This is a genomic window from Corynebacterium sp. FDAARGOS 1242 (genome assembly GCF_016889985.1).
Taxonomy (GTDB): domain Bacteria; phylum Actinomycetota; class Actinomycetes; order Mycobacteriales; family Mycobacteriaceae; genus Corynebacterium; species Corynebacterium minutissimum_B.
In genome coordinates this window covers 547684-560877 of sequence record NZ_CP069568.1, presented here as the reverse complement: position 1 = coordinate 560877, position 13194 = coordinate 547684, and the positions used below count along the sequence as shown (strand labels likewise).

General features: G+C 61.6%; 14 protein-coding genes. 8 read left to right on the top strand and 6 right to left on the bottom strand.

Features of this window, described 5'->3' with window-relative positions; genetic code table 11:
- Nucleotides 1-12 precede the first annotated feature (12 nt).
- The 4 genes from I6J72_RS02670 to lspA are packed head-to-tail and all read right to left on the bottom strand — an operon-like array spanning nucleotide 13 to nucleotide 2316.
- On the bottom strand, nucleotides 13-297 hold the full coding sequence (locus I6J72_RS02670; RefSeq protein ID WP_239107469.1) for a permease: 285 nt from the start codon (nucleotides 295-297) through the stop codon (nucleotides 13-15).
- 6 nt (nucleotides 298-303) lie between these two features.
- Nucleotides 304-900 carry a hypothetical protein gene (locus tag I6J72_RS02665; RefSeq protein WP_204099817.1) on the bottom strand — a complete coding sequence of 199 codons (597 nt, stop codon included), beginning with the start codon at nucleotides 898-900 and terminating at the stop codon, nucleotides 304-306.
- Complete coding sequence (locus tag I6J72_RS02660) at nucleotides 897-1820, bottom strand: RluA family pseudouridine synthase (protein ID WP_070669901.1); 924 nt, start codon at nucleotides 1818-1820, stop codon at nucleotides 897-899. Before I6J72_RS02660 ends, I6J72_RS02665 begins: the two co-directional genes overlap by 4 nt.
- Nucleotides 1813-2316 carry a signal peptidase II gene (gene lspA, locus I6J72_RS02655; protein ID WP_239107466.1) on the bottom strand — a complete coding sequence of 168 codons (504 nt, stop codon included), beginning with the start codon at nucleotides 2314-2316 and terminating at the stop codon, nucleotides 1813-1815. Before lspA ends, I6J72_RS02660 begins: the two co-directional genes overlap by 8 nt.
- 32 nt (nucleotides 2317-2348) lie before the next feature.
- On the opposite strand from lspA, the gene I6J72_RS02650 reads away from it, so the two are divergent.
- Nucleotides 2349-3296 (top strand): DUF6263 family protein, encoded by a 948-nt coding sequence (locus I6J72_RS02650; RefSeq protein ID WP_204099815.1) that lies wholly within the window; start codon nucleotides 2349-2351, stop codon nucleotides 3294-3296.
- Between the two features lie 123 nt (nucleotides 3297-3419).
- Here the strand turns inward: I6J72_RS02650 and I6J72_RS02645 are convergent, their stop codons facing one another.
- Nucleotides 3420-4046, bottom strand: a complete 627-nt coding sequence (locus tag I6J72_RS02645; RefSeq protein WP_204099814.1) for a DUF4878 domain-containing protein — start codon at nucleotides 4044-4046, stop codon at nucleotides 3420-3422.
- 106 nt (nucleotides 4047-4152) lie between these two features.
- Here I6J72_RS02645 and I6J72_RS02640 point away from each other — a divergent pair, with 106 nt between their 5' ends.
- Nucleotides 4153-5073: an asparaginase gene (locus tag I6J72_RS02640; RefSeq protein WP_204099813.1), complete on the top strand. Its 921-nt coding sequence runs from the start codon at nucleotides 4153-4155 to the stop codon at nucleotides 5071-5073.
- On the opposite strand, the gene I6J72_RS02635 is transcribed toward I6J72_RS02640, so the two are convergent.
- Nucleotides 5070-6527 carry a DNA polymerase IV gene (locus tag I6J72_RS02635; RefSeq protein ID WP_204099812.1) on the bottom strand — a complete coding sequence of 486 codons (1458 nt, stop codon included), beginning with the start codon at nucleotides 6525-6527 and terminating at the stop codon, nucleotides 5070-5072. The genes I6J72_RS02640 and I6J72_RS02635 overlap by 4 nt on opposite strands.
- 111 nt (nucleotides 6528-6638) lie before the next feature.
- On the opposite strand from I6J72_RS02635, the gene I6J72_RS02630 reads away from it, so the two are divergent.
- The 6 genes from I6J72_RS02630 to I6J72_RS02605 all read left to right on the top strand — a co-directional run bounded on the left by I6J72_RS02630 (nucleotide 6639) and on the right by I6J72_RS02605 (nucleotide 13116).
- Nucleotides 6639-7631: an ABC transporter ATP-binding protein gene (locus tag I6J72_RS02630; protein ID WP_115022860.1), complete on the top strand. Its 993-nt coding sequence runs from the start codon at nucleotides 6639-6641 to the stop codon at nucleotides 7629-7631.
- 32 nt (nucleotides 7632-7663) lie between these two features.
- Nucleotides 7664-8740 (top strand): ABC transporter substrate-binding protein, encoded by a 1077-nt coding sequence (locus I6J72_RS02625; protein ID WP_039676066.1) that lies wholly within the window; start codon nucleotides 7664-7666, stop codon nucleotides 8738-8740.
- A 34-nt stretch (nucleotides 8741-8774) separates the two neighbouring features.
- Nucleotides 8775-10436, top strand: coding sequence for an iron ABC transporter permease (locus I6J72_RS02620; RefSeq protein ID WP_204099811.1), 1662 nt, complete (start codon nucleotides 8775-8777; stop codon nucleotides 10434-10436).
- Entirely contained in the window at nucleotides 10429-11034 is a 606-nt protein-coding gene (locus I6J72_RS02615; protein ID WP_204099810.1) for a metallophosphoesterase, read from the top strand. The genes I6J72_RS02620 and I6J72_RS02615 overlap by 8 nt, the downstream gene beginning before the upstream one ends.
- Before the next feature lie 127 nt (nucleotides 11035-11161).
- Nucleotides 11162-11803: a GntR family transcriptional regulator gene (locus tag I6J72_RS02610; protein WP_204099809.1), complete on the top strand. Its 642-nt coding sequence runs from the start codon at nucleotides 11162-11164 to the stop codon at nucleotides 11801-11803.
- A gap of 128 nt (nucleotides 11804-11931) precedes the next feature.
- The gene (locus tag I6J72_RS02605) at nucleotides 11932-13116 is read left to right on the top strand and encodes an MFS transporter (protein ID WP_204100408.1); all 1185 of its coding nucleotides are present in this window, start codon (nucleotides 11932-11934) and stop codon (nucleotides 13114-13116) included.
- The last annotated feature ends 78 nt before the right edge of the window (nucleotides 13117-13194 follow it).

The window sequence follows — 13194 nt, the reverse complement described above, 5'->3', positions numbered from 1 at the left end:
GCCCTAGGGCGACTACTTCTGCTTCTTCACCCGGCGCAGCTCGTCACGGGCTTCCTTGGCTCGGGCCCGCTTGGCGGCTTCCTCTGCGCCGTTGAGCGCCCACCGCGGCATGAGCACTGCCATGGCGATGCAGTAGAGGGCCACAACAATCATGATGCCCAGCGTCAGCCCATCGCTGCCCAAGAGTGCTAGCGCGATGGCGGCGAGGACTGTGATGATGGCTCCTGCCCATACAAGAATGTAGGCGAAGCGGTAGTTGGCAGGCCACGTGGAGGTCTTGGGGAATAGTCGCATCATCGCTCCTTACTGGTGTGCTCTGTGTTGGGCGTTGGAAGGTGGGCGCACGCCGAAGGAACCCCAGGCGGCGTCGGCAGGCGCGGCTTCCACAGTCTTTACGCGAGGGTCAGTGGCGAGAGCGCGCAGGTCAGTGCCGCTGGAATAGACCACCGCGGCATCCACCTGCGATGGTGTCTCGCCGCCATCGCCGGCGGCGCGAGCCACGCGCTGAAGGACGGTAGTAATGACGTCCGCGCGGTCCTTGCCTGCTGTAGGTTCCGGGACTGCTACGGGGGCGGCCAATCCAATGATGATGGCATCCATACGCTGCACGGAACGCAGCACTTCAGCGGTGTCCTCCGGTGACAGCGCTGTGTGGAATCCCACGAGCGCATACGTCGGCTCATCGGCTTGGGCCAGCGAGGCTTCGGCGCGCTCGCGGTACTCGGCGGCGGTCTCGGAGCCGTCCGGGCCCAGCTGGTCGCCTTGAAGAGCGGTGCTTGGCTGCGTGCCAAACATGCCAAAGGAAAGAACCACGAGCAGCGCTGTCACCGCAAGCAACATATAGGCTGCGATGCGGCGGCGGCGATAAATACGCTGGCGGGTGGATCGCTTCACCGTCATCCGCGCAAGACCTCTACTGCGTGCTCGAGATCCTCCGGGTACGGCGCGGTGCACTCAAACCATTTGCCGGTGCCCGGGTGGGTAAAGCCCAAGGACACCGCATGAAGCCACTGCCGGATAAGGCCAACGCGCTTAGCCAAGTTCGGGTCGCAGCCATACATCGGATCGCCAACGCAAGGATGCCCAGTAGCGGACATGTGGACGCGAATCTGGTGGGTGCGGCCAGTCTCCAAATGAACTTCCAACAGGCTGGCCTCGCGGAAGGCCTCCAGCAGCTTGTAGTGAGTAACCGCGGGCTTGCCGTCCTCCACCACGGCGAACTTCCAGCCCGCCGACGGATGACGGCCAATCGGTGCATCAATCGTGCCGACAATAGGGTCGGGCAGGCCTTGGACCACCGCGTGGTAGGTCTTGTCCACGGTCCGCTCGCGGAAGGCGGTCTTCAGCTGGGAGTAGGCGCGCTCGCTGGCGGCAACCACCATGACCCCGGAGGTGCCCACGTCGAGGCGGTGCACGATGCCCTTGCGTTCGGTAGGTCCGGCGTCGGCAAGCGCATAGCCCGCCGCGCGAAGCCCGCCAATCACGGTGGGCCCCTCCCACCCCAACGTCGGGTGCGCAGCCACGCCTACGGGTTTGAACACGCAGATGATGTCCTCATCCTCGTAGAGGACATCCATGCCCTCTACCAGCTCCTCTTTGGGTACCAGCGGTTCTTCCGGCGCTGGCATCATGACGTCAATCCAACCGCCGGCGCTAAGCCGCTCGGACTTGCCCACCGCCACGCCGTCGATCTCCACGTCACCCGCCGCGCACAGCTCCGCTACTTTGGCCCGGGATACGCCCAACAGTTTGGCCAAAGCAGCATCGGCACGCATACCCTCGAGGCCTTCAGGTACCGGCAACCTACGACTTTCACGCATCAGACTCGTGTGCCTCCTTCCGCTCTGCCAGGAACATCGCGATGATAAACACCACGACGCCACACGTGATTGAGGCATCCGCGATGTTAAAGACGGCGAAGCTGCCGACGGAAATGTAATCCACCACGTGGCCAAACCAGAATCCCGGCTCGCGCACCAGGCGGTCAATCAGATTACCCAGCGCCCCGCCCGCAATCATGGCCAAGCCTACCGCCTGCCACTTGTCATGAATCCTCGGTGCAGCAATGGCAACACCGACGACGAAGGCCAGCTGGATGGTAGTAAACAGCCACGTCGAGCCCTCCCCTCCCATGGAGAAGGCCGCGCCGGGGTTGAAAAGGAGGTAGAAGCGGAACCAGTTACCAATCACCGGCAGCGCTTCGCCTTCGGTAAGGATCGACAGCATCAGTTGCTTCACTGCTTGGTCCACGGCAGCTACTCCCAGCACCACCGCGGCCATTGTTCCGATATATCTCCTTGCCTTCACCCGTTCCATTCTAAACAGCCCCATCCGGTATTTTGGAATGCGTGTTTCGTGTGAGAGTCGTTTCAGTTCTGTCCGCAACAGCCATGGCCTTGACCGGCGCTCTTGCTGGCTGTTCCTATTCCCAGCCGGACAAGCCGGTGGAGGAACCCGTGGGCTTGCCCCTCGACGCCCCACGCGTCACCGTCCTCTCCCCAGGCGACGGCGCCGGCCGCGTGCTGGCCTATCAGGACCTTGATTCCGAGCAGTCCCTGACCTATACCGCCGCCACTGGCTTTGCCCAGGAGCTGCGCAAAGATGGCAGCGAAGGCACTGCGCCCGAAGCTACCGATAAAATCACCCTCCCGCTGCAAGCTTCCGTGGAGGCGGCTACCGAAAACGTCGAGGGCCAGCTGCCGGCGAGCCGCAATGCCTTCGTCACCGTGGGCAAGCCCGAAGCAGAAGGTGCGGATGTGGAGTCTGCTGAAGGTTTCCAGTTTGGTTGGCGTGGCACCGATACAGGCCAAATGAACTCACTGCGCCTCGCCGCACCGCAAGCAGCCACCGATGAGGCGCGCAGTGCGGTGGAGCGCGCAATTACCAGCCTGACGTCCCTGCCTATTGTCTTCCCTGAAGAAGAGATCGGTCCCGGCGCGGAGTGGACGGTGGAGTCCCGCGTCACCGGTGAATCTACGCTGTTGCAAACCACCACGTACACCTTGGACAAGCTCGACGGCGATGTGGCGACGCTCAACGTTTCCGTGGAGCAGCGCCCGTCCCTGGGCGCGCTGTCCTTCGACGGCGCCGACGCCCCTGAAGAGCTACGGGACAAGGAACTCAAGGTCCTCGATACCACGACCCAGTCCGAGGGCACCGTCACCGTGGACCTGAGCAAGCCACTGCCGACGGCTGGCGACGTCTCCATCACCACCGTCATCTCCTATGGTGCAGAAGGCTCGGACCTGCGTGTCCTGCAGACCAGCGCCACCGAGATGGGTTTTCACACCGACTAAACTCTCCACACCCATAAGAAAGCGCCCGCCGGCCCTGGTTTCGTACCAGGACTGACTGGGCGCTTGTGCTGTCGAGGCGCGCTCCTTGGAGCTTCCGTGCGTAGAACGTGCTGCGCGAGGAACTTACTGTGCTGGAGCCTCACCTTCGGCGGGGGCGTCAGCTGCGTCGGCGGGAGCCTCGCCCTCGGCTGGCATCTCGCCGTCGGCGGCGTCGGCAGGCGCGTCTACTGCGGAATCGGCACACATCTCCGGAACCTCTTCCGGCGGCACAATATTGGTCACGAGGACACAGGCCCACGTCTGAGACAACTTCCACGTACCGCCCTCCTTGATGAACTCCACTTGATCAGCAGTCTGCTGCTGGCCGTCCGGGGTATTGATGTGAACGGTCGCCAGTGCAGAGTCCGGCACGAGGCCCGGGATGACCGGGGCAACAACCTCAAAGGTGGCGCCGGATTCGGCCTGGGACTGAGACATGACGTCGAAAAGCTCCGGCGCCGTCTCACTGCCCTGGACCAGCTGAACCTTCTCTTCCTGCGGCACGTTAGGGTCAGAAGCCTTCTCCAGGATCTCGTTGAGTTCCTCCACGGACGGCATCTCGGTGGAGACGACCTGGGAGGCAGAGGTCTCGCCGGTGGGCTTCGCGGCGCTGCTCGAGTTCGCCGCGTCCTCGTCCGAGGACGAGCAGGCAGCCAAGGAGACACTTGCACCCAGGGCCAGGATGGCGGCGCTCAGCTTGATGGATTTCACAGATACTCCTCACGTAGGGGGTCGTGGTTAATCCCTTTCACTCTAGCGCTCACGAACACCACCCTGTGTTTCCCGCGCAGGGTTGCGTCTGAAGTACCCTGGTGGAATGACTTTCGCGCTCATCGCCACCGGCGGCACCATTGCCTGCACCACTGCCCAGGATGGCTCCCTCGTCCCTACTGTTAGCGGCCAACAACTGGCTGAATCCCTGGGGGACGATATCGAGGTCGTGGAATTCCGCGCGCTGGATTCCAGCTCGATTACCTTGTCTGACCTCGATGTGCTTCTGCTCTGCGTTCGCACACAGCTTGCCCGCCCGGAGATTGAGGGCGCGCTCATTACACACGGCACGGATTCTTTGGAGGAAACCGCGCTGGCCTTGTCCCTGTTTGACCTTGGCGCGGGGCCTATCGTTCTCACGGGCGCACAGCGTGCCTTCGACCACCCGGCTGGCGATGGCCCGCGCAATCTGCGTGATGCATACGACCTTGTATGCTCTGGCAAGCCGGGTGTGTGGGTGCAATTTGGGGGCATAACCATCCCCGGCCGCGGTGCGCGCAAGTGGCATACCTCGCACCTCAACGGCTTTGAGGAGCTGCCGGTGGGAGACTCCGCACTGCCAGCCTTGCCCCTAACAGCGATGGCCGAGTACCCAGTCGAGATCATCGCCGCCTACCCGGGTGCCGGATCCATGCTTGTCGACGCCTCCCTGGGCCACACCAAAGGCCTCGTCATCGAAGCCATGGGCTCGGGCAATATGGGCGAAGAGATGGGTGCCGGGGTGGCCCGCGCGCTGCAGGCAGGAGTGCCGGTGGTGATCAGCACTCGCACTCCCTATGGGGTAACCAAGCTGGCCTATGGCGGCGCGGGTGGAGGCGCCACCTTAGGCGAGATGGGCGCGGTGGCTTCCGGCGGATTCCGTGCCGGCCAGGCGCGTATTATGCTCGCCGCAGCATTGGCTACCGACACTCCGGTGGGTGACATGTTCAGCTCAGCGCCGAGGGCCACGACCTATACCGCAGGCTAGCTGTCCTCTCTCGGTGGCGCTTCCTCCGCGTCGTCGGGCTCGGCGTCTGCCTCCATCGGGATGTCCTCCCACGCCAGCGAATCCAGCGGATCGGCTGGTCTCAGTTCTTCATCCTCAGAAGCAAAGGAGCGGACAAATCCCGGCCCCGTCGCTCGCGTTTCAAACCGCACACTAACCACACCGTGCCCCGTGCCCTGAATCCAGCCGTGGCCAAACTCCGGATGATAGACGTCCTGAGTAGCGTGCCAGCGACGCGTCGAGTCCGTCTCCGCGTCCCTGAGCGATTCCACCTCTGCGCCGGTCTCTGTCTCCGTTTCGGATTCGCCAGGCAGATGGTCACTGACGCCGGTCTCGTAATCCGTATCCGGAGCTGGGCGCACGACTTCGCGGTCCAGCTCTGGGAAAAGAACGTCTTGGCGGGCAGTTTCCAATCCCGAATAGCTCACGCCAACCAAGCGAATGGGCCCTAGCTCGTCGGGATAGCGCGCCAAGCTCAATGCCCGTGCCTTGAGGATCTCTAAGTCATCGGTGGCATAGGGCAAGGTGGCTGAGCGCGACTCAATGTGGAAATCCGCCATCCGCAATTTCACTGTCACGGTACGAGCACCCCGCCCATCCTTGAGCAAGCGGCGGTGCGCACCTTCTGCTGCCCGCGTCAACGCAGCATCCACCTCCGGCACCGTGCGCAAGTCCGTGGGGTAGGTAAACTCCGTGGAAATCTGCTTGGAAATCGCGCGCGGAGCTACAGGCCGCTCATCGCTGCCTTGCGCCAGCTGCCATAGCTGCACGCCCACCACTCCACCGAGGGAAATCTCCACTTCTTTGCGGCTCATGGCCGCCAGCTGCCCAATGGTGTCTACCCCAATGGCCGCGAGCTTCTGCTGCGTCACCGGACCCGCGCCCCACAGCTTACCCACGGGCAACGGGTGGATAAGTTCACCGAACCGTTCCTGCGGCACCACGAAGGTGCCATCTGGTTTCGCTTCGCCCGAGGCGATCTTCGCCGCCTGTTTTCCCGCCCCCGCACCGATAGAGCTGGGTAGGCCTGTTTCCTCGCGGATAACACGGCGTAGGTTCTCGGCCCACTCGTGGACGTCGTCCGGCGCGGCCCCAGCCAGCGCAGCCGGTTCCATGAACGCTTCATCAATGGAGAGCTGTTCAATTAGCCCCGCATGTTGAGCGATGATGCCAAAGACTCGGTGCGAGGCTGCCGAATAAACCGCACGCCGCGGCCGCACCACGACGGCTTTATACCCCACCAGCTGCTGGGCGCGGAACATGGGCATAGCGGAATGCGCACCATATTCACGGGCTTCGTAAGAAGCTCCAGCCACCACGCCGCGCCCACCTGCGCCGCCCACGAGCACTGGGCGTCCTCTCAGCGTGGGCCGGGTCAGCTGCTCCACGGAGGCAAAGAAGGCATCCATGTCGATGTGAAGGACCCAGCGTTGCATGAGCTCCAGTCTAAGCTCTACCCGCAGGAAACCCACTATTCACCTGCGCTTACCGCTTTCGTAACTGCCCCGACTCCCCTCGGTTACTTTCTCGACCTAATCTATTTCGCTGTGACTTCTCAGCTCTCGCCCCAACACCCTGCCTCCCAAGCCCACGTGGTCATCAACGGCATTAAGCGCGAGTTCGCGGACAACACCGGCCTCCATGCCACTGACCTCGTCATTAACTCCGGCGAGTTCATCTCTATCCTCGGCCCCTCCGGTTGTGGTAAGTCCACCCTTCTGCGCTGCATCGCAGGCCTCGAAACTCCTGATGCCGGCACCATCACCTTCTCCGGCAAAGAAATGTTCGGCCCTCGCACCAACGTTCCGGTGAATAAGCGCAACTTGTCCATGGTCTTCCAGGATCTGGCGCTGTGGCCACACATGACTGTGGAGAAGAACATCGAATTTCCTCTCACGACCGCGGGGAACAAGCTATCGTCTGCGGAACGCGCCGAACGAGTGCGCACATGCATGGACATGGTCGGTATTACCCCGAAGGCTCAGGCTCGCCCCAATCAGCTCTCCGGCGGCCAGCAGCAGCGCGTAGCCATCGCCCGCGCGCTTGTGTCCAACCCGCAGCTACTTCTCATGGATGAGCCACTCTCTGCGCTCGACGCTGCCCTGCGTGTTCAGATTCGTGCCGAGCTCACCGCGCTTGCTCACGATTTGGGCCTCACGGTCATCTACGTTACCCACGATCAGTCCGAGGCGCTGTCCATGTCGGACCGAGTCGTCGTCATGAAAGACGGTGTCATCGAACAGTTCGCCGATCCTGTTACCCTCTACGATTCCCCCGCCACTCCCTTCGTCGGCGGCTTCGTGGGCACCATGAACCGCCGCGCTGGGCTTCCCGACGTCCGTCCAGAAAACCTCACCGTCCTTGGCGCGGAGGAAGACATCGGGTCTTTCCCGCACCACGTGGACGGGGTCGTCCGCACTGCTCAGTACATCGGCGGGCGCTACGAGTTGCACTGCGATGTCGAGGGCGCTGACGAACCCTGGGTGGCTTACAGCCGCTCCCGAGTCGAACGTGGTTCGACGGTACGTCTCGCGTACTAAACTCATCTGTTTTCTACTGTTAAGGATTCTCCATGCTGTATAAGAAGCTTTCTCTCGCTGTGGCTGCCACCGCTGCTTCCGCCCTGGCTCTGGCCGGTTGCGGTTCTGTTGATTCAGCCGACTCCACCGACGCCTCCTCCGCTGACAACACCGGCGCTGAGTCCACCGCTGAGGCCTGGGAGGCCCCGGAAGGACTGTCCGGCGAGCTGGACTACTACTCCGCGAACCCGCAGGGCCTTACCGACGCCCTCGTCGAGGCCTTCGAGGAAAAGACCGATGTCAAGGTCAACGTCTTTGCCGACACCACCGGAAAGATTACTGCCAAGCTCAAGGCGGAAGAGGCTAACCCGCAGGCTGACGTGGTCTACCTGGCTTCCTGGTCCGCTGCGTCCAAGCAGGACAAGGCCGGCGCTCTGGAAGAGTACACCCCGGAAGGCGCTGACAAGATCACCTCGAGCTGGGTGTCCAAGAACGGCACCTTCACCGGCCGCGATGGATCCGCGTTGGCGCTGGTTACCAACACCAACGTGGTGGACTCCGCCCCTCAGGACTGGGAGGATCTCGCCGACGAAAAGTACAAGGATCAGGTCATCATGCCGGATCCGCGCGAGTCTGGTACGGCCGCTGACCTCATTGCCGCCATGGTGGACCAGTGGGGCGAGGACAAGACGTGGGAGCTCTTTGACAAGCTCTTCGACAACGGCATGATTGTTCAGGGCGCTAACGGTCCGGCCTTGGATCAGGTCACCTCCGGCTCCCGCGGCATCGTCATGGGCGGCGTGGACTACTCTGCGTACTCCGCTAAAGCTAAGGGCGAGCCGCTTGAGGTTGTTATCCCGTCCTCGGGCACTACCGTCACCCCGCGCCCAGTCATGATCCTCAAGACCACCGATAACAAGGACGCCGCCGAGGCTTTTGTTGACTTCATGTTCTCCGATGAGGCGCAGGAGATTTCTGCTTCCAAGAACATGATCCCAGCCAACACCGACATCGCCCCGAAGAACGGTCCAAAGCTGGAGGAGATTGACACTCTTAACGAAGATCTCGATGGCATCGCCTCTTCCTCGAAGGACGTCAAGGAAAAGTTCGCCGAGCGCTACCTGAAGTAGTCCCTACTTTCTTACCACGGAGTAACCCCACCTCATGAGCACTACTACCCGCAGCCCACAGCGCACTCTTGGTATCTATGCAGTACTCATCGTGCTGCTCGTGCTTGTCGCCGCGCCGTTGGTATCGGTGCTCATCAGCGCCGTGGTGGGTTACCGCGATGAGCCTTCCTCCCTCCACAAGATTGTGGAGCCGGGCATGGGAGAGGTGCTGCTCAATACGGTCGTCCTCTCCTTCCTCGTGGTGGTCTTTTCTACTCTGTTCGCTGCCCCGCTAGCTTTCCTGCGCGCGTGGACGTCTTTTTCTAAGGCGAACTGGATAGAAATCGCCATCATGATTCCTTTCATGACCCCGCCTTTTGCCGCAGCAATGGCGTGGATGGATTTCACCCGCCGTGGTGGAGTCTCCGAATTGCTCTTCGGGCATACCGTCGGCAAGCTCGCGCATGACGCCATTTACTCGGTTCCTGGCATGGCTTTCATCATGGCGTGCGAGCTCTTTCCCTTCCTCTACCTCATCCTGCGCAACTGCCTGACCTCAATTCCCGCATCCTCTCTGGAAATGGCTCAAGTCGCAGGCGCCAGCCGGTGGCAACAAATTAGTCGCATCATCCTGCCCACCGTCGTGGGCCCCTATTCACTGGGCGCACTGATCATTTTCATTAAGGCCGCTGGCGAGTTCGGCACCCCGGTTACCTTGGGAAACGCCATCGGCTTCACAGTATTGGTCTCCTCCATCTACCAAGACGTCACCATTGACCCGTTGAGTTTCTCTGATGCAGCAGCGTCCTCATCAGTATTGTTCGCACTTGGTGTCGGCGCGTGGGCATTCCAGCAATGGGTCTCGCGACGAGACCTCACCGGTGGCGGACGTGTCTCCCGTCAGGTCTCGCTCAGCATTGGCGCTGTAGGCAAGGCCTTTGGCGGCGTCGTTACCTTCCTCATCATCGCCTGCTCGGTGCTCATCCCGTATATTTCCATCACCCTGGCAGCAATGACCATTCTGCGCTCCGCGCCCCCAACGCCTCAGAACCTCACCTTCGACTATTTCGCCATCGTCCTACAGATGCCTTCCGCCCAGGAAGCTTTGCTGCGTTCCATTGCCCTCGGCGCAATAGGCGCCACAACGGCGGTCATCCTCGGCATCGCCGTCACCTTGCTCACTCAGCGGACCAAGCAGGTCAGCGCCCGTGTCGCGGACTTCCTTGCTGTGGCACCCGATACTGTTCCCGGCATTGTGCTTGCCATCGGCTTCATCCTCCTATGGAACGCTCCGTGGCTGCCGTGGACACCGTACGGTTCCATGGTCATCCTCGTCATGGCTTTTACTGTTCTCTTCCTGCCCATGGCGGTGCAGAACATCAAGACCTCTGCCGGCGCTGTCTCCCCCACTGTGTACGAGGCCGCCGCCGTATCCGGTGCCTCCGTGTCCCACACGTTACGCAGCATCACCTTGCCGCTGCTCGCCCCGGGTATCTTCGCGGGCTGGCTCCTGGCGTTCTTCGTGGGGTTCCGCGAGCTGGTGATGTCTTCCCTAATCCGTCCGAGCCAACTCAATCTGCTCGCGCCGTGGATTATGAACCAGTTTGACCAGGGACACCGTGCCGAAGCCATGGCCATGACGCTCATCGGTGTAGGCACCTCCACCGTCGTGCTAGTACTTATCACCTGGTGGCAGGGACGGCGGACGCGTGGCTAGCATTCTCATTTTCGCGGATCTTCACCTTGGCAGGCCTGGCGCGCCGGGCATAGAGTGGGCGCTCAACGTGCTCGAGACCACCGATGCGGATGCATGTGTCTGTCTCGGTGACATCATTGATCGCACGGCCGACACAGAAACATACGTCCCCCAGGCCCAGCAGATCATGGCCCGCGCCGGCGAACTTTTCGACGACGCCCATTTCATCTCCGGAAATCACGACGTCCACCACAAACTCAGCTTCCCTTCGTTTGTGACCGTTCACTCTACCGACGTTCATGCCTTTCACTGCGCGGGCGCAACTGTTGTTACCGCCGCGGTGGCCGCAGACCCTGATCCCCGCATACTCACCTTTCCTGCCCGCCAAGGCGACGGGCCGCACCTAGGCTTGCTGCATTCGTCAGCGACCGGTGCGTTCTCCAAAGGCGTGTGCTTGCCTACGACGCCCAATCAACTACAGGCGTGTGGCTTCGACGCATGGATTCTCGGCCATGTCCACACTCCGCACGTGCTTCAGGATGATCCTTTTATCGGTTGGGTTGGCATGGGCGAGGCAGTGCTTTACGACGTCACCACTGCTTCCCTCACTCGCCTTTAACTCGTCTCCCACCTGGCCACATTCGATATTCGGAGAACTAGCTCTCACTTACCTTCCGCGTGATCGATGTCTCACGAATTGGCGCTTGCGCTAGATCTTGCGCACCGCATGCATGCATCATGTATGCATGCAGAAAGACAAGGTGCCCGCCGCGGAACGGGCCTACGAACACCTCAAACGCCGCATCATCGATGACGAGGTTGATGACTCGGAGATGCTCTCCGAAGCCGCCCTCGCCTCAGAGCTGGGGATGAGCCGTACCCCGGTACGTGAAGCTTTCCTCCGCCTCGAAGTGGAAGGCTTTTTGAAGCTCTACCCCAAACGTGGCGCGCTCGTGGTACCGATTAGTCCCCGCGAGATTCGTGAAGTGTACGAGGCACGCATGCTCGTCGACGAGCACTCTGCCCGTCATATCTGCTCTTTACCAGCCGAGGAGCGCGGCCTCATCACCGATGTCCTCGACGCCACCATTGCGGAACAACATGCCGCGCTCGACAAGGACGACTTACGCGCCTATGCCCGGCTCGACGCGAAATTCCACCAGACCATCATGGACAACGGTGGCAACCGTCTGCTGGCCAATCTGGGACACACCTTGCGCGAGCGCCAGCAACGTTTCACCGCCACGGCCGTGGGGCGCAGCGTTGAGCGTGCCCGTGCCTTCGTTGCCCAGCACGCCTTGCTTGCCGACGCCCTCCGCGCCGGCCACCTCGACACCTACCTCACCGAACTCGAATCTCATCTCAACTCTTCAAGGAAGCAACTGTGACTGTCTCCGCACATTCGCACCCGGAGGTCGACACGTCTGCCGACGACTCCGACCTATCAACTGACTCCGCTGTGTCCCCAGCCCAGGGAGCGCTCTCGTCACGCGCGTGGTTCCCCGTTGCTGGCTCCATGGTCGCTGTGGCCTGGGGTGGCAATGAATTCACGCCGCTGCTCGTGATGTACCGCGAGACCTCTCATTTCTCTCAAGTGACTGTCAACGGCCTCCTCGCGGCGTATGTTGTCGGCATTATTCCGGCGTTGCTCATCGGCGGGCCGCTCTCTGACCTTATTGGCCGCCGCCCGATGCTGCTTCCGGCCGCTCCGCTCTCTCTTGCTGGTTCTTTCCTTCTTTCTATCGCTCCCGAGGAGCCTCTCATCATTGCCTTGGGCCGCGTTCTGTGCGGCATGGCGTTGGGCCTGGTCATGGCTGTGGGTTCAACGTGGATTACTGAGCTCATTACCCGTGCCGGTGGTGACCCTGCCTCCGGTGCACGCAAGGCATCGCTGTGTTTGACTGCAGGTTTCCTCGTGGGCGCGGGCATCGCTTCTGTCTTGGCGCAGTGGGGTCCGTGGCCGACGCACACCGCATATATCCTCCATATGCTGCTCACCGTTGTCACTGCTATCTGGATTCTTCACACACCGGAAACCCGCCAGCCCAGCCATGGCACCGTGAAGATGACCATCCTGGATCTCACCGTCCGCGAGATGCTCCAGATGCTCCACGTTCCGACGGCCGCTCACAAGCGTTTCGTGCGCGTCGTCATGCCTGTGGCTCCCTGGGTCTTCGGCTGTGCCGGTGCTGCCTATGCGCTGCTGCCGCAATTGTTGTCCGATTCCGCCGGCAACGCTCCCATCGCCTTCTCCGGTCTCATGACCGTCATCACCCTCGGCTGCGGCGTGGGCGTGCAAATGCTCGGACGTATCGTGGATACCCACAAGTCTGCTCGCGCCTCCGCCATCGCCATGGCCGTTATCACCGTTGGAGCAATCTTCGCAGCTTTCGCCGCGCATACCTTGTCTCTGCCTCTGGGCATCGCCGCAGCTGCCACCATGGGAGCTGGCTACGGCTTGGCTCTCGTCGCCGGCCTCTCCGAGGTTCAGCGCATCGCAGGAGAACGTGAGCTTGCTGGCCTGACCGCCGTGTACTATTCCATCTCCTACACAGGCTTCTTCATCCCCATGGCTTTCAGTGCCCTGGCACCGTACTTTGGGTTTAGCAACCTCTTCGTTATTGGCAGCGTCCTCGCTCTGTTGTGCCTTATCAACGTCGTCATGGCGTGGCGCGCACACCTGCCAGGTGCTCGCCGTTAGCTCTGCGATTACCAGAAAAGCTCCACTCTCCCTACTGGGAGGTGGAGCTTTTCTCCTCGATACTTAGCGCATGGTCAG

Bases quoted from the DNA above. Each gene is read 5' to 3' on its own strand.
- I6J72_RS02605 (WP_204100408.1), top strand. From the start codon at position 11,932: ATGGTCGCTGTGGCCTGGGGTGGCAATGAATTCACGCCGCTGCTCGTG.
- I6J72_RS02670 (WP_239107469.1), bottom strand. From the start codon at position 297: ATGATGCGACTATTCCCCAAGACCTCCACGTGGCCTGCCAACTACCGC.
- I6J72_RS02610 (WP_204099809.1), top strand. From the start codon at position 11,162: ATGCAGAAAGACAAGGTGCCCGCCGCGGAACGGGCCTACGAACACCTC.
- I6J72_RS02625 (WP_039676066.1), top strand. From the start codon at position 7,664: ATGCTGTATAAGAAGCTTTCTCTCGCTGTGGCTGCCACCGCTGCTTCC.
- I6J72_RS02665 (WP_204099817.1), bottom strand. From the start codon at position 900: ATGACGGTGAAGCGATCCACCCGCCAGCGTATTTATCGCCGCCGCCGC.
- I6J72_RS02660 (WP_070669901.1), bottom strand. From the start codon at position 1,820: ATGCGTGAAAGTCGTAGGTTGCCGGTACCTGAAGGCCTCGAGGGTATG.
- I6J72_RS02640 (WP_204099813.1), top strand. From the start codon at position 4,153: ATGACTTTCGCGCTCATCGCCACCGGCGGCACCATTGCCTGCACCACT.
- lspA (WP_239107466.1), bottom strand. From the start codon at position 2,316: ATGGAACGGGTGAAGGCAAGGAGATATATCGGAACAATGGCCGCGGTG.
- I6J72_RS02635 (WP_204099812.1), bottom strand. From the start codon at position 6,527: ATGCAACGCTGGGTCCTTCACATCGACATGGATGCCTTCTTTGCCTCC.
- I6J72_RS02620 (WP_204099811.1), top strand. From the start codon at position 8,775: ATGAGCACTACTACCCGCAGCCCACAGCGCACTCTTGGTATCTATGCA.